Source organism: Novosphingobium resinovorum (genome assembly GCF_001742225.1).
GTDB lineage: Bacteria > Pseudomonadota > Alphaproteobacteria > Sphingomonadales > Sphingomonadaceae > Novosphingobium > Novosphingobium resinovorum_A.
On record NZ_CP017075.1, the window covers coordinates 3,744,684 to 3,765,166 of the forward strand.

Annotated in this window: 29 protein-coding genes and 1 tRNA gene; 11 read left to right on the forward strand and 19 right to left on the reverse strand. The window is 65.8% G+C overall.

Annotated elements, in window-relative coordinates:
- Positions 1-11: 11 nt before the first annotated feature.
- Positions 12-764 carry a queuosine precursor transporter gene (locus BES08_RS17535; RefSeq protein WP_008832128.1) on the reverse strand — a complete coding sequence of 251 codons (753 nt, stop codon included), beginning with the start codon at positions 762-764 and terminating at the stop codon, positions 12-14.
- Between the two features lie 98 nt (positions 765-862).
- Between BES08_RS17535 and BES08_RS17540 the strand changes: the two genes are divergently transcribed.
- The 3 genes from BES08_RS17540 to BES08_RS17550 all read left to right on the forward strand — a co-directional run bounded on the left by BES08_RS17540 (position 863) and on the right by BES08_RS17550 (position 2,750).
- Positions 863-939 (forward strand) — tRNA-Arg (locus tag BES08_RS17540).
- Positions 940-1,050: 111 nt separating this feature from the next.
- Entirely contained in the window at positions 1,051-1,365 is a 315-nt protein-coding gene (locus tag BES08_RS17545) for a PilZ domain-containing protein (RefSeq protein WP_008832127.1), read from the forward strand.
- A gap of 134 nt (positions 1,366-1,499) precedes the next feature.
- The gene (locus tag BES08_RS17550) at positions 1,500-2,750 is read left to right on the forward strand and encodes an MFS transporter (protein ID WP_008832126.1); all 1,251 of its coding nucleotides are present in this window, start codon (positions 1,500-1,502) and stop codon (positions 2,748-2,750) included.
- A 118-nt stretch (positions 2,751-2,868) separates the two neighbouring features.
- Here the strand turns inward: BES08_RS17550 and BES08_RS17555 are convergent, their stop codons facing one another.
- The 9 genes from BES08_RS17555 to BES08_RS17595 all read right to left on the reverse strand — a co-directional run bounded on the left by BES08_RS17555 (position 2,869) and on the right by BES08_RS17595 (position 8,455).
- Positions 2,869-3,663 carry an NUDIX hydrolase gene (locus BES08_RS17555; RefSeq protein ID WP_069709066.1) on the reverse strand — a complete coding sequence of 265 codons (795 nt, stop codon included), beginning with the start codon at positions 3,661-3,663 and terminating at the stop codon, positions 2,869-2,871.
- 443 nt (positions 3,664-4,106) lie between these two features.
- The gene (grxD, locus tag BES08_RS17560) at positions 4,107-4,436 is read right to left on the reverse strand and encodes a Grx4 family monothiol glutaredoxin (RefSeq protein ID WP_008832124.1); all 330 of its coding nucleotides are present in this window, start codon (positions 4,434-4,436) and stop codon (positions 4,107-4,109) included.
- Between the two features lie 31 nt (positions 4,437-4,467).
- Positions 4,468-4,701 carry a BolA/IbaG family iron-sulfur metabolism protein gene (locus tag BES08_RS17565; protein WP_008832123.1) on the reverse strand — a complete coding sequence of 78 codons (234 nt, stop codon included), beginning with the start codon at positions 4,699-4,701 and terminating at the stop codon, positions 4,468-4,470.
- A 10-nt stretch (positions 4,702-4,711) separates the two neighbouring features.
- On the reverse strand, positions 4,712-5,029 hold the full coding sequence (locus tag BES08_RS17570) for a DUF1476 domain-containing protein (RefSeq protein WP_036529513.1): 318 nt from the start codon (positions 5,027-5,029) through the stop codon (positions 4,712-4,714).
- A gap of 232 nt (positions 5,030-5,261) precedes the next feature.
- Positions 5,262-5,861 carry a 3-isopropylmalate dehydratase small subunit gene (leuD, locus tag BES08_RS17575; RefSeq protein ID WP_036530247.1) on the reverse strand — a complete coding sequence of 200 codons (600 nt, stop codon included), beginning with the start codon at positions 5,859-5,861 and terminating at the stop codon, positions 5,262-5,264.
- Entirely contained in the window at positions 5,861-6,043 is a 183-nt protein-coding gene (locus tag BES08_RS17580) for a hypothetical protein (RefSeq protein WP_036530245.1), read from the reverse strand. Before BES08_RS17580 ends, leuD begins: the two co-directional genes overlap by 1 nt.
- Before the next feature lie 18 nt (positions 6,044-6,061).
- Positions 6,062-7,510, reverse strand: coding sequence for a 3-isopropylmalate dehydratase large subunit (leuC, locus tag BES08_RS17585; protein WP_069709067.1), 1,449 nt, complete (start codon positions 7,508-7,510; stop codon positions 6,062-6,064).
- A gap of 216 nt (positions 7,511-7,726) precedes the next feature.
- Positions 7,727-7,990 (reverse strand): hypothetical protein, encoded by a 264-nt coding sequence (locus tag BES08_RS17590; RefSeq protein ID WP_008832914.1) that lies wholly within the window; start codon positions 7,988-7,990, stop codon positions 7,727-7,729.
- Between the two features lie 102 nt (positions 7,991-8,092).
- On the reverse strand, positions 8,093-8,455 hold the full coding sequence (locus BES08_RS17595) for a hypothetical protein (protein ID WP_069709068.1): 363 nt from the start codon (positions 8,453-8,455) through the stop codon (positions 8,093-8,095).
- A gap of 214 nt (positions 8,456-8,669) precedes the next feature.
- Between BES08_RS17595 and BES08_RS17600 the strand changes: the two genes are divergently transcribed.
- Positions 8,670-9,185, forward strand: coding sequence for a sterol desaturase family protein (locus BES08_RS17600; protein WP_008832916.1), 516 nt, complete (start codon positions 8,670-8,672; stop codon positions 9,183-9,185).
- A 98-nt stretch (positions 9,186-9,283) separates the two neighbouring features.
- Here BES08_RS17600 and BES08_RS17605 read toward each other — a convergent pair whose 3' ends face one another.
- On the reverse strand, positions 9,284-9,643 hold the full coding sequence (locus tag BES08_RS17605) for a YbaN family protein (protein ID WP_069709069.1): 360 nt from the start codon (positions 9,641-9,643) through the stop codon (positions 9,284-9,286).
- Positions 9,630-10,040, reverse strand: a complete 411-nt coding sequence (locus BES08_RS17610; RefSeq protein WP_036530240.1) for a SufE family protein — start codon at positions 10,038-10,040, stop codon at positions 9,630-9,632. Before BES08_RS17610 ends, BES08_RS17605 begins: the two co-directional genes overlap by 14 nt.
- 246 nt (positions 10,041-10,286) lie before the next feature.
- Here BES08_RS17610 and BES08_RS17615 point away from each other — a divergent pair, with 246 nt between their 5' ends.
- Positions 10,287-12,350 (forward strand): NAD(+) synthase, encoded by a 2,064-nt coding sequence (locus BES08_RS17615; RefSeq protein WP_069709070.1) that lies wholly within the window; start codon positions 10,287-10,289, stop codon positions 12,348-12,350.
- 625 nt (positions 12,351-12,975) lie between these two features.
- Here the strand turns inward: BES08_RS17615 and BES08_RS17620 are convergent.
- Genes BES08_RS17620 through BES08_RS17650 form a run of 7 tightly spaced genes read right to left on the reverse strand, consistent with a single transcriptional unit; the run spans position 12,976 to position 15,614 of the window.
- Positions 12,976-13,227: a hypothetical protein gene (locus tag BES08_RS17620; RefSeq protein WP_069709071.1), complete on the reverse strand. Its 252-nt coding sequence runs from the start codon at positions 13,225-13,227 to the stop codon at positions 12,976-12,978.
- Complete coding sequence (locus tag BES08_RS17625; RefSeq protein WP_069709072.1) at positions 13,224-13,532, reverse strand: hypothetical protein; 309 nt, start codon at positions 13,530-13,532, stop codon at positions 13,224-13,226. The genes BES08_RS17620 and BES08_RS17625 overlap by 4 nt, the downstream gene beginning before the upstream one ends.
- Positions 13,529-13,837, reverse strand: coding sequence for a hypothetical protein (locus tag BES08_RS17630; RefSeq protein WP_069709073.1), 309 nt, complete (start codon positions 13,835-13,837; stop codon positions 13,529-13,531). Before BES08_RS17630 ends, BES08_RS17625 begins: the two co-directional genes overlap by 4 nt.
- A gap of 10 nt (positions 13,838-13,847) precedes the next feature.
- A complete protein-coding gene (locus tag BES08_RS17635; RefSeq protein WP_008830687.1) occupies positions 13,848-14,129 on the reverse strand; it encodes a hypothetical protein in 282 nt (93 codons plus the stop codon).
- Between the two features lie 34 nt (positions 14,130-14,163).
- Entirely contained in the window at positions 14,164-14,556 is a 393-nt protein-coding gene (locus BES08_RS17640; RefSeq protein WP_008830686.1) for a PspC domain-containing protein, read from the reverse strand.
- A gap of 27 nt (positions 14,557-14,583) precedes the next feature.
- On the reverse strand, positions 14,584-15,414 hold the full coding sequence (pspA, locus tag BES08_RS17645; protein ID WP_008830685.1) for a phage shock protein PspA: 831 nt from the start codon (positions 15,412-15,414) through the stop codon (positions 14,584-14,586).
- Positions 15,411-15,614 (reverse strand): hypothetical protein, encoded by a 204-nt coding sequence (locus tag BES08_RS17650; RefSeq protein WP_069709074.1) that lies wholly within the window; start codon positions 15,612-15,614, stop codon positions 15,411-15,413. Before BES08_RS17650 ends, pspA begins: the two co-directional genes overlap by 4 nt.
- Before the next feature lie 160 nt (positions 15,615-15,774).
- On the opposite strand from BES08_RS17650, the gene pspF reads away from it, so the two are divergent.
- From pspF to BES08_RS17680, 6 genes are all read left to right on the forward strand, one after another.
- On the forward strand, positions 15,775-16,791 hold the full coding sequence (gene pspF / locus BES08_RS17655; RefSeq protein ID WP_069709075.1) for a phage shock protein operon transcriptional activator: 1,017 nt from the start codon (positions 15,775-15,777) through the stop codon (positions 16,789-16,791).
- A gap of 59 nt (positions 16,792-16,850) precedes the next feature.
- Positions 16,851-17,093 carry a type II toxin-antitoxin system CcdA family antitoxin gene (locus BES08_RS17660; protein ID WP_069709076.1) on the forward strand — a complete coding sequence of 81 codons (243 nt, stop codon included), beginning with the start codon at positions 16,851-16,853 and terminating at the stop codon, positions 17,091-17,093.
- Positions 17,047-17,391, forward strand: a complete 345-nt coding sequence (locus tag BES08_RS17665) for a CcdB family protein (RefSeq protein WP_083274726.1) — start codon at positions 17,047-17,049, stop codon at positions 17,389-17,391. The genes BES08_RS17660 and BES08_RS17665 overlap by 47 nt, the downstream gene beginning before the upstream one ends.
- Before the next feature lie 148 nt (positions 17,392-17,539).
- On the forward strand, positions 17,540-18,112 hold the full coding sequence (gene rimP, locus BES08_RS17670) for a ribosome maturation protein RimP (RefSeq protein ID WP_008830680.1): 573 nt from the start codon (positions 17,540-17,542) through the stop codon (positions 18,110-18,112).
- 3 nt (positions 18,113-18,115) lie between these two features.
- Positions 18,116-19,738, forward strand: a complete 1,623-nt coding sequence (gene nusA, locus BES08_RS17675) for a transcription termination factor NusA (RefSeq protein ID WP_008830679.1) — start codon at positions 18,116-18,118, stop codon at positions 19,736-19,738.
- Positions 19,719-20,477, forward strand: a complete 759-nt coding sequence (locus tag BES08_RS17680) for a DUF448 domain-containing protein (RefSeq protein WP_008830678.1) — start codon at positions 19,719-19,721, stop codon at positions 20,475-20,477. Before nusA ends, BES08_RS17680 begins: the two co-directional genes overlap by 20 nt.
- The last annotated feature ends 6 nt before the right edge of the window (positions 20,478-20,483 follow it).

A 20,483-nucleotide genomic window follows, 5' to 3' on the forward strand; every position in this document is an offset into this window, starting at 1 on the left:
GCTCACAACGTTCAGACCGATTTTGCCTTGGCGAAAGGCGAGAAATCGAGATTGTCGTCGAACACCTCGACGCCCTCGCGCTTCTTTAGCCAGCCGACGACGACGTAGGTTACCGGCGTCAGCACCGCTTCCCACAGCACCTTCATGCCCCAGTTGGTGACCATGACGGTCAGCACCTGCTCGTGCGTCCAGGTGCCGAGGAAGGCGATGGGATAGAACAGGGCGCTGTCGGCGGCCTGTCCCACCACCGTCGAGCCGATGGTGCGCATCCACAAGTGCTTGCCGCCAGTCATCAGCTTCATCTTGGCGAGGACGAAGGAATTGACGAACTCACCCGCCCAGAACGCGGTCAGCGAGGCTAGGACGATGCGCCAGGTCGAGCCGAATACTGCTTCGTAGGCGGCCTGTCCGGTCCAGCCGGAATCCGGCGGCATGGCGACGACGACGAAGCTCATGAAAGCCATGAAGATCATCGCGAAGAAGCCCGCCCAGACGCAGCGGCGGGCATTGGCATAGCCGTACACTTCGGTCAGCACGTCGCCGATGACGTAGCTGACGGGGAAGAACAGGATGCCCGCGCCGAACGTCACGCCGCCGATATTCGCCAGCTTGGACGCACCGATCAGGTTCGACAGCAGCAGGATCGCGACGAAGGCCGCCATCACGTAGTCGAAATAGCGGAAGTGCCGACGGGCGCCGGTAAGGCCGTCGATGCGTGACAAGGGGCGGGACAGAGGCGATGGAGCGTCGGTAGCGGCGGTCATTGCCTGTGCGTAACGTGGCTTTGCTGCAGCGCAAAGCACAAGTTTGCGCCGCCAGCGGTTTGCGCCGCGCGGTAACCACGCTATGGGAAATCCGGCGCGCGCCCGTAGCTCAGCTGGATAGAGCACGAGCCTTCTAAGCTTGGGGTCACAGGTTCGAACCCTGTCGGGCGCGCCATTGTCTTCGGAAATGGTCGCCCTGATTCCCGGATTGAGTTCGAACCGTGTTCGAACGGGCGCGCGATGAAGTTTAAGCGATCATAAACCGATCGGTTGTATTCTCCCGCTCATGACCCGCACCGTTCTTCCCCGGCGATCGCAGCGACGCTCCGTCGCGCTGGCCGTTCAGTGCCGCACGCAGAGCGGTCTGCGGGATGACGGCGAGATTTCCGACATCTCGGTGGAGGGCTGCTGCCTGCGCATGCGCGGCATCTATTTCCGCGTCGGCGCGCGCCTGATCGTGCGGCCCAAGGGGATGGAAGGCATGTCGGGCGTGGTGCGCTGGGTCAGCAGCGACCTTGCCGGGGTCGAGTTCGACCGTCCGCTCTACGGCCCGGTGCTCGAGCACATCGCGGCAACGCACGGATCGCACGCGAGCGCCTGAGCGATAACGTCGCCCCGGCGAATTCTCGTTCATCCGGTCGGAAAGTTCTGGTCAAGCCGATCCGGCGCCCCACACACTCCCGCGAATAGACCGGCACGCCATCGCCGGCAAGTTCAAGCATGGGGAGAGAGCGTTTGGCAGCACCTGTCGGACCGGAGGGCGACGCCCCCAACCATCCGCTTGCGGTACGCATGGGCGTGATCGCGGGCGTATCGCACAACGTCGTCGTCGGCACCGTCATGGGCTCCTTCGGGCTGATGCTGGCCTCGGTCGAGCAACGCCTCGGCGTCAGCGCAGAAGAGGCGGCGGCGGGCATTCCGCTGGTGCTGGTCGGCTCGTCGGTGCTCGCGCCTTTCGTGGGCGTGCTGATCGCCAAGGTGTCGCTGCGCCTGCTGCTGCTGATCGGCGCATTACTGACGGTGGCAGGCTATCTCACGCTGGCCTGGACGCAAAGCTACGCCCTCTACCTGCTGGCTTACGGGCTTTGCTTCGGTCCCGCGATGAGCCTCGCCGGATCGATCGGCCCGGCGACGCTGGTGGGACGCTGGTTCAACCGCAATCGCGGGCTGGCGCTGGGAATCGTCCACTTGCCCGTGGTGATCGCGGTGGTGCCGTGGACGCTGGAGCGGGCGCTTTCCGCCGTCTCACCGAGCATGATCTACCTGTCCATCGGCCTGATCGCGGCGGCGCTGCTGCTTCCGCTGGGGCTGCTGGCGATCGATCATCCTCCGGGGCACGCCGAGACGCTGGCGCCCGAACCCGATGCGAAGCGCACCGCCGACGGATCGTTCAGCGTCGCGCAACTGCTTGCGCGGCCGCGTTTCTGGGCGATCTCGCTGGCAGCGGTGGCGAGCATGACGAGTTCGGTGCTGCTGGGCTCGCTACTGGTGCCGATGGGCTTGTCCTGGGGCTTCACCCGGCCCGAAGCGGCGCTGCTGCAGTCGATCATGTCGCTGGTCGGGATCGCCGGCTCGATACTGTTCGGCTGGATCGCCGACCGCATCGGCGGGGCGAGGGCGCTGGCGCTTATCGGCTTCGACTGCGCGGTGCTATGGGCTCTCCTGTTGCAGCACCCGCCGTTCTGGATGGCGGCCCTTGTGATCGGCCTCATCGGCATGCACGGTGCAGGCGCGATCCCCACGCTGGGCAAGGGGCTGACCGATTCGTTCGGACAGGCCAGTTACAGCCGGGGCTTCGGGCTCAACACGCTGATCGGGCTGCCGTTCATCGCGGTCGCCGTCGTCGGATCGGCGCGGGTCCATTCGGTGACCGGCAGCTACGACGGGGCGATCGTGGCGATGGCCGTGTTCTTCGTGTCCGCCATCGCACTCGGTCTTTACGCCGCGGGCGGGGCGAAAGTGCCGCAACAACTCGCGGCAGCATAAGCGCCCGTCGTCCCGGACCTGTGGCCGTGAGCAGCCCACCTTGCGCCAAGGCGCCTCGACGAGAGTCTCCGTCTAAAGACTGCCACCGGTCCCGGATCACGTCCGGGACGACGCGCGTTTACCCGCGTCGCGCCGTCGCCTTGAGCTGGCCGAGCACCGGATAGCCCAGCCCGTCGGGGATCACGAGCCATTCGCCGTCCTCGCGCATTTCCACCTCGGGGTGGATGCGGACGACGGGGTAGGCGGCGATGTCGGCCAGCGCTTCGGCATGATCGGCGTATTGCGCAAGGCGGTCGAGATTGCGGCGGGTCGGAAAGATCACCGAAATCTCGCCCCGATCGGCCATCGCGAGAGCATCGGCAGCGCTCGCCCAGAACAGGCGCGAGTTCTCGGTGGCGTCGACCGTCACGTCCACCGCGCCGGTGCCGATGTCGGCGACGAAGAAGCGTGTGTCGAAAGCCCGGTCCCACAAGGGGCACCAGTGCGCGAAGAAGGTCAGCGCCTGCGGGTCCAGTTCCCAGCCGAAGCGCTCCAGCACGGTGTCGAGCCGGCCGACCTCCAGCAGCATCGCCCGCGCTTCTGCGGCTTCGCGGGCGGTGACGGGGGCGCGGGTGGCGATCATGAGGCCCGCTTCCTCCAGCGTCTCGCGGATCGCGGCGATGCGGGCGGAGGCGATCTCCTCCGATTCGCCGGGCAGCAGGCGGCGGGCGAGTTCGCGGTCTGCGGGATCGACGCGGCCGCCGGGAAACACCGCCGCCCCGCCTGCGAAGCGCATGCCGTCCGAGCGCTGGAGCATCAGCAGTTCGGGCGGTCCGCCGTCGGCGGCGTGGCGGAACACCACCACGGTGGCGGCAGGGACGACGGCGGGGCCGTCTGTCGGCATCGGCTGGTCGGAGGGAGCGGTCTGGATCATTGCCGCCGATCTTGCCGCTGGGGAAGGGGCGCGCAAGCGGAAAAGCGCCAGGCGACTCAGGTGGCAGTGTCGGCAGAATTTACAGGGCATGACGCACGCGCTGACACGTGAACCGAAGAAATGGCTGATTTTCGGGAAAAATCAGAACTGGCACAGGTCATGCTTATGAAGTATCGTACCCCGAGAGAAGCAGTCTCGATAGAGGCGGGGCCGGACAGTCTCCCGGCCCCGCCTCCCCGGGGTTCCCCATACATCGAAGTATTCGTCGTCCCAGCTTTGATCCGGGACCGGTGGCTGTCTTTAGCCCGGTGCAGGCCGCGAGGCGCCTTGACGCAGGCGCCGCTGTTCACGGCCAGCGATCCCGGATCAGGTCCGCGATGACGGATGATGAAAAGGCCCGGGAATCGCTTCCCGAGCCTTCGTAATCCGGTGCTGTCGGCAGATCAGCCCTGCGCAGCGATCCCGCTGTCGGTCATGAGCTGGTGCAGTTCGCCGGCCTCGTACATCTCCATCATGATGTCGCTGCCGCCGAGGAACTCGCCCTTGACGTAGAGCTGGGGGATCGTCGGCCAGTCCGAATAGGACTTGATGCCCTGACGGATTTCCATGTCCTGCAGCACGTCGACGGTCTCGTAAGCGACGCCGAGGTGTTCGAGGATGGCGATCGCGCGGCTGGAGAAGCCGCACTGCGGGAACAGCGGGGTGCCCTTCATGAAGAGGACCACGTCGTTGCTCTTTACGATATCGCCGATACGGGCATTGACGTCGGACATTTCAGTAAAACCCTTGAGTAGTATGCTTGCGTCAGTTGGGGACGGCGGTGGTGAGTTGCAAGGCGTGAAGGACGCCGCCCATGCGGCCGCCCAGCGCTTCGTAGACCATCTTGTGCTGCGCGACGCGGGGGCGGCCTGTGAAGGCGGCCGAGACGACGTGCGCGGCGTAGTGGTCGTTGTCCCCGGCGAGGTCGGTGATCGTGACTTCCGCGTCCGGCAGCGCGGCGCGGATCATGGTCTCGATTTCGGTAGCGGTCATGCCCATCGGATAGTCCTCAGCCCAGGAAAGCGCGGCGCGCTTCGACCTGCTTGGCGGCCAGTGCGGCGCGCACTTCCGCTTCGGTGGTATCGACGCCGGCGGCGGTCAGGTCGCCCAGCAGCTTGCGGATGACGTCCTCGTCGCCGGCTTCCTCGAAGTCGGCCTGGACGACGGCCTTGGCATAGGCATCGGTTTCGGCCTGCGACAAGTCCATGCGTTCGGCCGCCCACTCACCGACGAGGCGGTTGCGGCGGGCCTGGATGCGGAACAGCGTGTCGGCGTCGTGAGCGAACTTCGCTTCTTCGGCGCGCTCGCGGTCCTGGAAACTCGTCATCGGACAACCTCGGGTTAAAGCGTTGTCCATGCCGATAGGGAACGCGGGGCTGCGGGGCAATCCTTGATTCGCAATAGCGACCGATGGATCGAGAGGCGAAGAATCCTCCCTGTCGCGAAGCGATGGGGAGGGGGACCGCCGCCGCAGGCGGGGGTGGAGGGGGAGAAGACCCCTCCGTCAGCCCTGCAGGCTGCCACCTCCCCATTCCTTCGGAACAGGGAGGATTTTGCGGTCAAGCCGCCAGCACCGGGCTGGCAAGGAACGGCAGCGTTTCGCGTGCCTTGCCTTCGTAGGTCGAGATCGTGTCGCCCTGCGCCATCGTCAGGCCCACTTCGTCGAGGCCGTTCAGCAGGCAGTGCTTGCGGAACGGATCGATCTCGAACGTGAAGCGATCCTGGAACGGCGTGGTCACCGACTGCGTGTCGAGGTCGATGTCGATCGTCTCGTCCTGCGCCACTTCCATCAGGCGATCGATCGCCTCCTGCGGCAGGGCCACGGTGAGGATGCCGTTCTTGAAGGCGTTGCCCGAGAAGATGTCCGAGAAGCTCGGCGCGATCACGCAAGTCACGCCCATGTCGAGCAGCGCCCAGGCGGCGTGCTCACGGCTGGAGCCGCAGCCGAAGTTGTCGCCCGCGATGAGGATCGGCGCGCCGGCCCAGCGCTCGTCGGTGAAGACGTTGCCGTCTTCCAGCTTGATCGATTCGAACGCGCCCTTGCCGAGACCCGTGCGGGTGATCGTCTTGAGCCAGTGCGCCGGGATGATGACGTCGGTGTCGACGTTCTTGCGGCCGAACGGAATCGCCTTGCCGGCGACGTGGTTGATCGCCTGCATCAGTCCGTCTCGCTCGGGAAGTGCGGAGCCGTGTTGGTCTTCGGCGGCTGCGCGTCGGCCTTCTTGCGGTCGCTGCGGCGCTTCACGAAGAGCAGGGCAGCGGCGATGGCGGCCGAACCGATGGCGGCACCGGCGGCGATGGCGGCGCGGCCTGCGAGCGAGTTGTCGGAATCGTTGGACATGGGGGAGATCCTATCAGCTTAGGCCGGTTCAGTCATTGGCGCGAGGTCGCGCACGTCGGTCAGCTTGCCGGTGACGGCGGCAGCGGCGGCCATGGCGGGGCTCATCAGGTGGGTGCGCGCACCCGGACCCTGACGGCCGGTGAAGTTGCGGTTGCTGGTGGAGGCGCAGCGCTCCCCGGCAGGCACCTTGTCGGGGTTCATGGCAAGGCAGGCCGAGCAGCCCGGCTCGCGCCATTCCAGACCCGCATCGATGATGATCTTGTCGAGACCTTCGGCCTCGGCCTGCGCCTTGACCAGACCCGATCCGGGGACGACGATCGCCCACTTCACGTTGTCGGCCTTGTGGCGCCCCTTGAGCACTTCGGCGGCGGCCCGGATGTCCTCGATGCGGCTGTTGGTGCAGCTGCCGATGAAGACGTTCTGCACTTCCACGTCGGTCAGCTTCGTGCCGGGCGTCAGGCCCATGTAGTCGAGGCTGTGCTTGACCGCATCGCGCTTGGAGGCGTCGGCGAAGTCCTCAGGCGCGGGGACGAAGCCGCCGATGCCGGAGGTGTCCTCGGGGCTGGTGCCCCAGGTCACGGTGGGCTGGATGTCCTCGGCGCGGATGAACACGGACTTGTCGTAAGTCGCGCCTTCGTCGGTCGCCAGGCTCTTCCACCACGCCACGGCCTTGTCCCAGTCCGCGCCCTTGGGCGCGTAGGGGCGGCCCTTGACGTAGGCGAAAGTCGTTTCGTCCGGTGCGACCAGACCGGCGCGGGCGCCGCCCTCGATCGACATGTTCGACACGGTCAGGCGGCCTTCGACCGACATCTCGCGGAAGACGTTGCCGGTGTACTCGATCACGTAGCCGGTGCCGCCGGCAGTGCCGATGACGCCGATGACGTGCAGGATCACGTCCTTCGGGGTGACCCCAGCGCCGAGCGTGCCCTCGACGCGGACTTCGAAGGTCTTCGACTGCTTGAGCAGCAGCGTCTGGGTAGCCAGCACGTGCTCGACCTCGGACGTGCCGATGCCGAAGGCCAGTGCGCCCAGGCCGCCGTTGCAGGCGGTGTGGCTGTCGCCGCAGACGATGGTGGCGCCGGGCAGCGAGAAGCCCTGCTCGGGGCCGACGACGTGGACGATGCCCTGTTCCGGATCGGCGTCGCCGATGTAGCGGATGCCGAACGAAGGCGCGTTCTTCTCCAGCATGTCGAGCTGCTGGGCGCTCTGCGGATCGGCGATCGGCACGCGATTGCCGTTCATGTCGCGGCGCGCGGTGGTGGGCAGGTTATGGTCAGGCACCGCGAGCGTAAGATCGGGGCGACGCACCGGGCGACCGGCGGCGCGAAGGCTCTCGAAAGCCTGCGGGCTCGTCACTTCGTGGACGATGTGCCGGTCGATATAGATGAGGCAGGTGCCGTCGTCCCGTTGGTCGACGACGTGGGCGTCCCAGATCTTCTGGTAGAGGGTGCGCGGTGCGGTTGTCATGATCAGGCGCGATTAGGCCCCGCCCTTGCGAAATTCAAGGGGCAGGGCGATTCGCTGCGCCCTTCGAATGAAATTTTCATTCAATCCGAATAGATCTGACGATCGATCGTTGCTGTTGCGAGACGCTCGCACCGCCATGTAAAACGCGCCCGGTCCTTGCGGCCGGGCGCGTTAGGGAGTGTGCGGGCCGGAATTCAGGGTCACCGGCCCGGTCGATCAGTGGTGGCGACGATCGTAACGGTCATGGCGATCGTAGCGCGAACGATAGCGGCGGTCGTCGTGGTGGCGGCGGTCATTGCGCCAGTAGTGCTTGGAAGCGCGGTGATGCTTCACGTAGCGCGGCGGGGCGTGGTGGCCGCGGCGCGCATGGTCGCGCTGGTCGTGGTGGTAGGGTGCGGCCTCGGCGACGGCAGGGGCCAGCGAGGCGCCGCCGAGCAGCGCGACGAGAGCGGGGGCGATGATCTTGGTCAGCTTGTTCATGGGGGGATTCCTGTGTGGGGGGATTGTTCTGCCGGGAGGAAAACCACGGGCTACGGCAAAGGCTGCCGGATTATTCCGCGACTTGGGGTTCCCGGTCGCCGATCAGCCGCGGCGGCGGTCGTAATCGTGGCGCTCCATCCGCAGCGAGGCGTAGACCTTGTTCACGCGGTTGCCGAGGATGCGGGTCTCCTGCGCGGAGAGGCCGCCGCGCGAGTACTGGCCGTAGAGACGCTGGATATCGACGACATCGCGGCGCAGGCCCGAGGCTTCGCGCTGCGAGATCGTCCGGCGGGCGGCGGCGCGGTCGATATTGGCGCGCAGGCCTTGGATGTCGGAACGAATGTCGTAGTGGCGGGCGGCCTGGACGTGGCGGTTCGGCGCGGCCTCGGCGATGCCGGGGGCGATGGCGCCGAGGCTGGTGACGGCGATCAGGGCGGGGGCGATGAACTTGGTGAACTGGCGCATGGGTCGCACTCCTTGCTGGAAACTGTTTTCGGAAGGTCGCTTCCGATGCATTCAGGATTAGGCTTGTGAAACTGAACGCTAGCTAGACGGCCCGTCGCAAGGGTGTGTGCAATTGTAAGAGAGTGTCGCAGCTTCAGTCGCGTCATCTCCGCCTGCGCGGGGATGACGGGATTTAGTGTGTGAAGAGAGGCGTTGGCAGTATAAGGGCAAGGCCATGTCCGCCCTTGCCGCCGTCCTGATCGTCCTTGCCTCCGCTGCCGCGATGGAGTTCGTCGCGTGGTCGAGCCACAAGTACATCATGCATGGTTTCGGCTGGGCCTGGCACCGCGACCACCACGAGCCGCACGACAGGATGCTGGAGAAGAACGACCTCTATGCCGTGTTCGGGGCGGCAATCAGCATTTCCATGTTCGCACTCGGCTCGCCGATGGTGATGGGCGCAAGTGCGTGGTGGCCGGGCACGTGGATTGGTCTCGGCGTGCTGGTCTACGGCGTGATCTACACGCTGATCCACGACGGCCTGGTCCACCAGCGCTATTTCCGGTGGGTGCCCAAGCGCGGCTATGCCAAGCGGCTGGTGCAGGCCCACAAGCTGCACCATGCGACCATCGGCAAGGAAGGCGGCGTCAGCTTCGGCTTCGTCGTCGCGCGCGATCCGGCGGTGCTCAAGCGGGAACTGCGGGCGCAGCGCGAACAGGGCATCGCCGTGCTGCGCGAGGCGGTGGACTAGGTCTATCCTCCCTGTTCCGCAGGAATGGGGAGGTGGCAGCCCGCAGGGCTGACGGAGGGGGCTTGCTTTCCCCCTCCCCGAGCAAGCGCAGGGAGGATTTATTCCGCCCGCGTCCAGATCCACGTCCCGATCGTCGCCAGCACCGCGAGGGGGATCAGCGCCCACATCTCGCCTGCGGTGAACCATACGATCGCGACGCTCAGGCCCATGGTCGAGATCGCCGCGATCTTGCCCTTGCGGCTGATCGCCCGCCGGTCGCGCCATTCGCGCAAGTGGCGGCCGTACTTTGGGTGTCGATAGAGCCGCTCCGCCCATTCCGGGTGGCTCTTCGAGAAGCATCCGGCGGCGAGAATCCAGAAGATCGTCGTCGGCAGCAGCGGCAGGAAGATGCCCAGCGTGCCGATCCCGACGAGGATTACCCCCGCCGTGATCCAGAGATATTTCCTAGCCCTGGGCATATCGCGCGGCAGTTTCCCGGATCAGCGCGATCATGTTGGGCACGCCCTGCGTCCGGTTAGACGAGAGCTGGTTGCGCAAGTCGAACGGTTCGAGCGCCGCCGCGATGTCGGTCGCGGCCACCGTCGCGGCAGGCTTGTCCTGCACCGCCGAGATCACCAGCGAGACGATGCCCTTGGTGATCGCCGCGTTGCTGTCCGCCAGGAAGTGCAGGGTGCCGTCCTCGCGCGCCATGGGATAGACCCAGACGCTGGCGGAGCAGCCGCGCACTTTGGTGGCGTCGGTCTTCAGCGCGTCGGGCATATCGTCCAGCTCGCGCCCCAGTTCGATCAGGAGGCGATAGCGTTCGTCGCCATCGAGGAATTCATACTCTTCGCGGATATCGTCGAGGTCACGCATAGACCCGGCATTTAGAGGCGGGCGCGGCGAGGGCAAGAGGATATTGCGAACATTTCGCAAAGGCGCGGCGTTGCAAGCAGTGGGTGATGCTGTCAGGGAAGCCGGGCCAGACTGCTGGTGTGTATCAATACACATCCGTCATTCCCGCGCAGGCGGGAACCCATCTCCCGATCCGTCGTGTCGCGGCGGCGTCAGATGGATCCCCGCCTTCGCGGGAATGACGGGAAGAAGGAAGCGGGCCGACGAATGCCTAACACTGCCGACACCAGCCACCCGTTCTTCTCCATGCACGAGCACGGCTTCGTGCGCGTCGCCACCTCGACCCCGCGTGTGAAGACCGCCGACGTTGCAGGCAACCGCGACGCGATCCTTGCCGAAGCGCGCCGGGCCCATGCGGCGCATGTGGACCTGCTGGTCTTCCCCGAACTCAGCCTGTCCTCCTACGCCATCGACGACCTGCACCTGCAGGGCGCGATGATCGAGGCGGTCGAGGCTGCGGTGGCGCAGATCGTCAAGGCCAGCGCCGACCTTTCGCCGGTGCTGCTGGTCGGCGCCGCGCTGGAGCGCAAGGGGCGGCTCTACAACTGCGCGCTGGTCATCGCGCAGGGCCGCCTGCTCGGCGTAGTGCCCAAGTCCTACCTGCCCAACTACCGCGAGTTCTACGAGAAGCGCTGGTTCGCGAGCGGCAAGACCGTCCGCAATTCCACGATCACCGTGAACGGGCAGGAGGTGCCGTTCGGCGTCGATCTCGTCTTCGCCTCCGAGGTGCTGAAAAACTTCCGCTTCTTCGTCGAGATCTGCGAGGACTTCTGGGCGCCGACGCCGCCGTCCTCGCTGGGCGCGATGGCGGGGGCGACGATCCTCGCCAACCTGTCCGCCTCCAACATCGTCATCGGCAAGTCGGACGAGCGCCACATGCTGTGCCGGGCCCAGTCGGCGCGCGCGATGGCGGCCTATATCTACTGCGCGGCGGGACACGGCGAAAGCACGACCGATCTCGCATGGGACGGGCAGGGCATCGTCTACGAACTGGGCGACCTGCTGGCGGAATCGGAGCGTTTCTCGCTCGAGGCCGAACTGTGCGTGGCCGACGTGGACTGCGATCGCATCGTCATGGATCGTCTGCGGAGCCCCACCTTCAACGATGCCGCCGACGTCGCGGGCAAGCCGGAGGAAACGTTCCGCACCGTACCGTTCCGCCACGCCCCGGCCGGCGGCGACATCGGGCTGGTGCGCCCGGTCAGCCGCTTCCCGTTCGTCCCCTCGCGCGCCGACAGGCTGGACGCCGACTGCTACGAGGCGTTCAACATCCAGGTCGACGGCTTGATGCGGCGGATCGAATCGACCCATGCGAAGTCGATGGTGATCGGCATCTCGGGCGGCCTCGATTCGACCCATGCGCTGATCGTCGCCGCGCGCGCCTGCGACCGGTTGGGCCTGCCGCGCAGCTTCATCCGGGGCTACACGATGCCCGGCTTCGGGACGAGCGAGGGCACGAAGTCCAACGCCTGGAAGCTGATGGACGCCGTTGGCATCGCCGCGCAGGAGATCGATATCCGGCCCGCCGCGACGACGATGCTCCATGACATCGGCCATGCCTTCGCCAACGGCGAGCCGGTCTACGACGTGACGTTCGAGAACGTCCAGGCGGGGCTGCGCACCGACTATCTGTTCCGCCTCGCCAGCCAGCACGGCGGCTTCGTTGTGGGCACCGGCGACTTGTCGGAACTGGCGCTGGGCTGGTGTACTTACGGCGTCGGCGACCAGATGAGCCACTACGCGGTCAACGCGGGCGTGCCCAAGACGCTGATCCAGTACCTGATCCGCTGGTGCGCCACGACCGACCAGTTCAGCGCCTCGACCGAGGAGATCCTGCTGGCGATCCTCGCGACGGAGATTTCGCCCGAACTGGTGCCCGCCGGGGCCGACGGCGCGATCCAGAGCACCGAGGCGAAGATCGGGCCTTACGAACTCAACGACTTCTTCCTCCACCACGTCATGCGCTTCGGGCAGAAGCCGTCGAAGGTCGCGTTCCTCGCCTGGCACGCCTGGCGCGACACGGCGGCGGGGGCATGGCCGCACGCCTTCCCGGAAGCCAAGAAGAACGCCTATGAACTGCCGGTCATCCGTTCATGGCTGGAGAAGTTCGTGACGCGCTTCTTCGCGTTCAGCCAGTTCAAGCGCTCGGCCATTCCCAATGGCCCGAAAGTGTCCACCGCCGGAGCCCTCAGCCCCCGGGGCGACTGGCGCGCACCGTCCGACGCCAGCGCAGCGGTATGGCTGGCGGAACTGGAGAAACGGGTGCCGTAACTTCCTCCCCGGAACGGGGAGGATGCGCGCCTAACCCCGTCATCCCAGCGAAGGCTGGGACCGCTGGCCTGTTACGGCGAGCCAACGTTCAAACGCCCTGCCTAGGGTTGGGCTTTGCGCGGCCAGCGGTCCCAGCCTTCGCTGGGATGACGAGGTTGTGCGTGCAGTCAGCGCACGCGGAAATACCCGCTGGCGAGTGCGGGCCATTACGCCGGGGAAATCAACGCGAATACCGAGAACATCGGGTCGGCGTCGGGAGCGTCCAAGCAGGGACGCGGGGTTTTGTTTTCCGTGAAGCTCTGGCGAGCGGCCGGGTAACTCACGGTGCAGCCCGGCTCGACCTGTATTCCATCGGACTTGTCCCATGTGGCCGTCGTTAGGGTTCGCGTCGTTATCGGCCGAAGGCTATCCGGGATGGCCGTCCCAAGTCCTGCCGTGTGTCGCAGGAACGTATGGACGGCGTTTCCGGTAGCGCAGAGACAGTCCGGGTCTTCGAACGGACGCGTGGTTTGCGTAGCTACGGCTGAAACCGCATCCCGGCCCACGACGCCGACCCGATACACCTCTCCGGCGTGATCATCGCCGGATCGGATGTCGGGCCATATAACCTATTTGGCGATAAATGTCAATCCCGCAGGGCGTCGATCTCGCGGGCGAGGTCCTTGCCGCGCCGTTCGTCGGTGGCGATGCGTTCGAGGACGGCGATGCGCTTGCGCATGGTTTCGACCTCGCGCTCCAGTTCGTGTTCGCGGGCGGTGTGATCGTAGCCGCCGGCCGCGCGGTCCCGCTTGTCGCCCAGCGCGCGGTAGCGCTGGGACTTGAGCCAGGTCACGCAGCCGATGGCGAAAAGAACGACTACGGCAGTCCAGAAACTCATTGCTTGGTCACCTTCACCCTATCGCCGTCGTGCGCGTCCTCGACTCGAAGCGCTTCGATCTGGAGCGCGATGTCGTGGCTGCTGCCGCCGTCGGTGATGATTCTTTCCAGCACCCGCACGCGATTTTCAAGCGTGCTGTTGTGCGCTGCGTACTGCGCGGCCTTTTCGGCGGTCGCGCCGACGGTGATCTCCAGCTTGCGCTCGAGGAAGGCCAGGCGGCGCTTGTAGGCGCCCATCAGGATCGCGAAGACAGAGATGATGGTGATGAGGACGGCGCAAAGGCCGAGGAAATCGCCGGGGCTCATTGCGATGCTGCCTTCTGAAGCGGCGCGCGCAGGCTCTCTATCTGCGCGGCGGTCGTGTATCCGGTATCGGTGACGATGGTTTCGAGGCTGGCGGTGCGGTTCTCCAGCGCTTCCAGCCGGGCGCGCAGCTGCGCGTTTTCCTCAGCCAGTCGCGCTGCCGCCGCGTGATCCGCACGCTCGGTCTTGCCGCCCCATTCGTCCTCCAGCGCATAGCCGTGGCGCGCGCGGATCCAGGTGTTGAGCACCCAGCCGCCGGTACAGATGCCGACGATGACGAGGACGAAGTCCGGTCCACCCCATTGCATGGCGGTCTCCTCAGTTGATCTTGGGCTCGGCCGTGCGGGCGCTTTCGACCTCGCGCCGGTCCCGCAGCGCCTCGATCTGGAGGGCGGTGTCATAGCCGCCGTCGGTGATGATCCGCTCCAGCACCCGCACGCGCTCTTCGAGTTCGCGGCTGTGCGAGGCGTATTGCGCGGCTTTTTCTGCGGTCGCCTCGATCTGCAGTTCGGCGAGCTTGCGCTGGTGCTTGGTCCAGATCGCGAAGCCGCCCATGATGAACGGTGCGAGCGGGATCAGCACCCAGATTGCGTCTTCCATGTCGTCGTGTCCCTGTTGCCCGGATGGCTGCGTGTCAGCGCAGCGAGTCGATCTCGGCCGCAAGGCGCGAGTTGCTGTTGGAATAGTGTGCCTCCATGTCCGCGATCCGGCGGTCCATGTCGGACAGATCGGTGCGCAGGCGGCTGGAGGAAGGCGCTGCCGTCAGCCCCTTGCGGGCGCGGCGGCGTTCCATGCGGCGCAGCAGGCGCATTTCCTCGTCCTCGGAATAGAGGCCCATCGGGCGGCTGTCTGCCAGCCAGGCCACGCCGAAGTAGATGGCGATCACGATCGGAAACCCGGCGAACAGCAGCAGCACGGCGCCCAGCCGGATCCACAGCGCATCGACGCCGGTGTAATCCGCGATGCCCGAGCACACGCCCGAGATCTTGGCGTTAGACTTGTCGAGATAGAATTGTCCGCGAGACATTGCCTGTTTTCCCTTCCCTCGAATGTCTTACTGCTGCTTGTCGGCCATCTGGCGCTTCATCTCCGCGAGTTCCGCGTCGATCGAGTCGCCATCGGCCAAGGCCGCGATTTCCTCGGCGAGCGTCGGCTGGCGGCGGTCGGAGAGGCTCATGGCCTCGGCGCGGCCTTCCGCGTAGTCGACGCGGCGCTCCAGCTGGTCGAACCGGGCCATGGCTTCGTCCACGCGCTCGTTCGCCAGCAGCGTGCGCAGCTTGACCCTGTTTTCCGCGCTCTGCAAGCGGGCCGCGATGGACGACTGGCGGCTGCGGGCCTCGCGCAGGCGGGTCTGCAGCTTCTCGATGTCGGCCTCGTAGGCGCGCAGCGCGTCGTCGAGCACCAGGATCTCGGCCGAGAGCTGCTCGGCCATGTCGGCGGCCTTCTTGCGCTCCATCAGCGCGGCGCGGGCAAGGTCCTCGCGGTCCTTGGACAGCGCCAGCTGCGCCTTGTCGTTCCAGTCGGCCTGCAGTTTGTCCAGCTTGCCCACGTGACGGCGCAGTTCCTTCTGGTCCGCGATCGTGCGGGCCGAACTGGTGCGCACTTCCACCAGCGTCTCCTCCATCTCGAGGATGATCAGGCGGATCATCTTGGCCGGGTCTTCGGCCTTGTCGAGCAGGTCGTTGAAGTTGGCGGCGATGATGTCGCGGGTGCGGGAGAAGATGCCCATGGCGGTGGTTCCTGTGGTGAAGCTGCGGCCCGAGGTGAAAGTACCCGTCGTGGCCCGGATGTCATCGGCGTCGAAGCGGTAGGCGCGCCCCGGATTGAAGTGTGCGTTCGGGGCGGGATTCTGGAGCACTTCGATCTCCGCGTCGAGCCTGCTCATGCGAGCGGCGCTCCGCACGAATGCACCGAGGTCGCATGCGCCTCGGGCACCGCGACCTTGTCGGCCAGCGCCACGAGATTGAGTGCGCCCATCGCCAGCATGCTGACGATGATCGCCCAGTCGAGCTTGGTGCGGGCCAGTGTCGAACGCGGTGTGGTGGAGCGTCCCTGGCCGGTGCTGTTCGCAGTGATCGGGAGCATGTCGAAGTTTCCTCTAGTCCTGAACTTGGTCTTGCCGAGGTAATAGCAACCCCCGTGCCAAACTGCGCGAATGGCGGATTTGCGGGATTTCGGTTTCTCCGTGCGAAAGTGCGCGCAAAATGAATTGCCAATGAATGGGAAATTTCGCTAACTTTCAGGAATGGAGCGCGACACCCACTTCATCGGCCAGTCTTCTGCCTTCCTCGATGCGGTCGAGCGGGCCAGCCGCGCCGCCGCGGTGCGCCGTCCGGTCCTCGTCATCGGCGAGCGCGGGACGGGCAAGGAACTGATCGCCCAGCGCCTGCATCACCTCTCCCCGCGCTGGGGTGAGCCGCTGGTGACCCTCAACTGCGCGGCGCTGCCCGAGACGCTGATAGAGGCCGAACTGTTCGGCCACGAGGCGGGCGCGTTCACCGGGGCCACACGGGCAAGGGCAGGGCGGTTCGAGGAGGCGGATCGCGGCACCCTGTTCCTCGACGAACTGGGCAACCTGTCGATGGCGGCGCAGGAGCGCCTGCTGCGCGCGATCGAATATGGCGAGGTCGTGCGCATCGGTTCCTCGCGCGCGGTGACGGTGGACGTGCGCATCGTCGCCGCCACCAACGCCGACCTGCCGCGCATGGCCGCCGAGGGCACCTTTCGCGCCGACCTGCTCGACCGACTGAGCTTCGAGGTCATCACCCTGCCGCCGCTGCGCGCGCGGGAAGGGGACGTCGCGGAACTGGCCGACTACTACGGCCGCCGCATGGCCAGCGAACTGGAGTGGGGTCGCTTCCCCGGCTTCTCGGGCGCCGCGATGGAGGCGCTGGAGGCGCACGAATGGCCCGGCAACGTGCGCGAACTGCGCAATGTGGTCGAGCGCGCGGTCTACCGCTGGGGGGATGAGGCTGCGCCGATCGCGGAAGTGGTGTTCGATCCCTTCGTCAGTGCATGGGGGCTGCGCGCGATGGCGGAGGTGGTGCCTGCACCGCTGCCCTGCGCGGCGGAGCCGGAAATGCCGTTCGAGGCTCCGGCCTCTCTACGTGACGCGGTCGAGGCGCACGAGCGCGGCCTGCTGCTGGCGGCGCTGGAACGCCTGCGCTGGAATCAGCGCAAGGTGGCGAGCGCGCTGGGCCTGACTTACGACCAGTTGCGCCACTGCCTCAAGAAGCACGGGCTGCATCAGGGGCGGGTTTAGGCCCGATATCGGAAATTTAATGCTTTGAGGCGCGTTGCTGGCGCATGTAGGATGCGGGCATGTCCAAGGCTTCTGCTCCCGTAGTCCGCAAGGCTGCCAGCGTTTCGCTGGATTCAGCGCTTCTCGATGAGGCGCGTGCTCTGGATGTGGACGTATCCAGTGCCTGCGAACGGGGTCTTGCCGAACAGGTCGCGGAAACCCGCGCCGAACGCTGGCGCCGAGAAAATGCCGAGGCGATTGCCTCTTTCAATGACTATGTCGAGCGCAACGGGTTGCCTCTGGCTCGCTATCGCCCGTTCTGATGGCCAAATCGATGTGTATCGAATGGCGCATCGTGATGGCTACATGCTTGATTGTCAGGCTGACCTGTTGAGCGACTTCGCGACCAGGTTTGTCGCGCCCTTGTTGCCACTTGCCGAAGCACCGCCTCCGGTTCCGCGTCTCAATCCCGTTTTCGAGATTGAGGGCGTGCGCTGCGTCATGGTGCCTCAACTGGTTACATCGGTGCCGGCGTCGGATTTACGGATTCGGGTGACGTCGCTCCACGAACACGATCTCACGATCGGCAATGCCCTCGACATGCTCATCTCCGGGTACTGACCCTTCTCCCCTTGCATTTTTCCAGAATCGCGACTATCTGGCCGTCATCCCGTAATTGGTGAAACAACGAACGGGCTGGCGCCGGTAGGGGCCGGCGCGAAACCGCGTTGCTCATCACACGGCAAGCACAAACGAAACGGAAGCCAGATTGGTCGATATCGCACGCCTTACCGAAGTCATCGAGCCGGAGGTCGCCGCCCTGGGCTTCGATCTCGTGCGCGTGCGCATTTTCGGCAAGAGCGAAGTCGGTGACGACGAGATCGCGCTCCAGATCATGGCTGAGGACCCGAAGACCGGCCAGCTCGTGCTCGACGACTGCGCGGCGCTGTCGCACCGCATCTCCGACCGCATGGATGCGCTGGAGGAAGCGGGCGAGACGCTGATCGAGGAGGCCTATCGCCTCGAAGTCAGCTCGCCGGGCATCGACCGTCCGCTCACCCGCATCAAGGACTACGCCAACTGGGCGGGCCATGAGGCGAAGATCAACCTGATCAATCCCGTCGAAGGCAACCGCAAGGGCCTGCACGGCGACCTCGTCGGCATCGAGGGTGAGGCAGGAAGCGAAGTGGTCACGCTGGAGGACAAGAAGTCCGGCCGCGTGTCCTTCCCGCTCGCAGACGTTCAGTCGGCAAGGCTGATCCTTACCGACAGGCTCATCGCAGCAAGCCGCCCGCAGGATACCAGCGGCGCGGACGACATTCTTGAGGAACAGGAAGACTAAGCCATGGCCAGTGCGATTTCCGCCAACCGCGCCGAGCTGATCGCGATTGCGAACTCCGTTGCTTCGGAAAAGATGATCGACAAGTCGATCGTCATCGAGGCGATGGAAGAAGCCATCCAGAAGTCGGCCCGCAACCGCTACGGCGCCGAGAACGACATCCGCGCGAAGCTCGATCCGCGTACCGGCGACTTGCGCCTGTGGCGCGTCGTCGAAGTCGTGGAAGAGGTCGAGGACTACTTCAAGCAGGTCGACCTCAAGCAGGCCGAGAAGCTCCAGAAGGGCGCTGCACTGGGTGACTTCATCGTCGACCCGCTACCCCCGGTGGACCTTGGTCGTATCGACGCGCAGTCGGCCAAGCAGGTGATCTTCCAGAAGGTCCGCGACGCCGAGCGTGACCGTCAGTACGAAGAGTTCAAGGACCGCGCCGGCGAAGTCATCACCGGCGTCATCAAGTCGGTCGAGTTCGGCCACGTGATCGTCAACCTTGGCCGCGCCGAGGGCGTGATCCGCCGCGACCAGCAGATCCCCCGCGAAGCCGCCCGCGTCGGCGAGCGCGTGCGGGCGCTGGTCCTGCGCGTCGAGCGCCAGAACCGCGGCCCGCAGATCTTCCTCAGCCGCGCGCACCCGGACTTCATGAAGCGCCTGTTCGCGCAGGAAGTCCCGGAAATTTACGACGGCGTGATCGAGATCAAGGCCGCTGCCCGCGATCCGGGCTCGCGCGCCAAGATCGGCGTGATCAGCAACGACAGCTCGATCGATCCGGTCGGCGCCTGCGTCGGCATGAAGGGCAGCCGCGTGCAGGCGGTCGTGCAGGAAATGCAGGGCGAGAAGATCGACATCATCCCCTGGAGCGAGGACACCGCGACGTTCGTGGTCAACGCGCTGCAGCCCGCGACCGTCAGCCGCGTCGTCATCGACGAGGAAGAAAGCCGCATCGAAGTCGTGGTGCCTGACGATCAGCTCAGCCTCGCGATCGGCCGTCGCGGCCAGAACGTTCGCCTCGCCTCGCAGCTGACCGGTTCGCAGATCGACATCATGACCGAGGCGGAATCTTCGGAGAAGCGCCAGAAGGAATTCGTCGAGCGCTCGAAGATGTTCGAGGAAGAGCTGGACGTCGACGAGACGCTCTCGCAGCTGCTGGTCGCCGAAGGCTTCAGCGAGCTGGAAGAAGTCGCCTATATCGATGCCGCCGAACTGGCGAACATCGAAGGCTTCGACGAAGAGCTGGCCGAAGAACTGCAGAACCGTGCGCAGGAAGCGCTCGATCGCCGCGAGGAAGCCAACCGCGAAGCCCGCCGTGCGCTGGGCGTCGAGGATGCGCTGGCAGAACTGCCGCACCTCACCGAAGCGATGCTGGTCGTGCTCGGCAAGGGCGGCATCAAGACGCTCGACGACCTCGCCGACCTCGCGACCGACGAACTCATCGCCAAGAAGCGTACCGAACAGCGTCGCCGCGACGGTTCGGTGAACAAGCGCTCGGGCCGCGACGAGGACAAGGGCGGCGTGCTCGGTGAGTACGGCCTGACCGAAGAGCAGGGCAACGAGATCATCATGGCCGCGCGCGCTCACTGGTTCGAAGACGAACCGCAGACCGAGGAGGCCGCCGATGCGGAATCCTCGCAATGAGCGCGTAAGCTCCGACATTGACGGCAATTCGGCGGAGAGGACTTGTATCCTCTCCGGCGAGAAGGCTGTGCGCGGGGAGTTCATCCGTCTGGCGATCTCGCCGGACGGTCTGGTGCTCCCCGACGTCCACGCGCGTGCCCCCGGGCGCGGCGCGTGGATCGGCGTTTCTCGCGAGACCCTTGAAATCGCGGTGTCGAAGAACAAACTTAAGGGAGCACTGGCGCGCGCTTATAAAGGCGCGGCCATTACCATCCCCGACGACCTGGCGGATCGGATCGAGGCTGCGCTGTCCCGCGCGCTTACCGACCGGCTGGGCCTCGAACTGAAATCGGGCAGGCTGCTCATGGGCTCGGACCGCATCGCGCAGAACGCGCGTGAGGGCCGGGTCGAATGGCTTGCCCATGCCGCCGACGCGCGCGAGGACGGATCGCGCAAGCTGGACCAGGCCTGGCGGGTCGGGTCCGAGGCGGAAGGAACTGGTCTGCGAGGCGTCACCTTGCCTCTGGACCGGGACACGTTGTCTGTGGCATTGGGCCGCGACAACGTCGTTCACCTGGCGCTGAACGATCGCGGAGCGGCTGACCGAGTCGAAACGCTGCTAAAGCGCCTCCTGCATTTCCAAGGGCAGGTCATCAGCCGGGAGGCCTCGAACGGGGACGACGGCCAAAGTGACTTACACAGGCCCGGCATGGATGACACTGACGGAGCGGCCCAGGCCGACTCCGTGACGACGAATTGAGCGAAG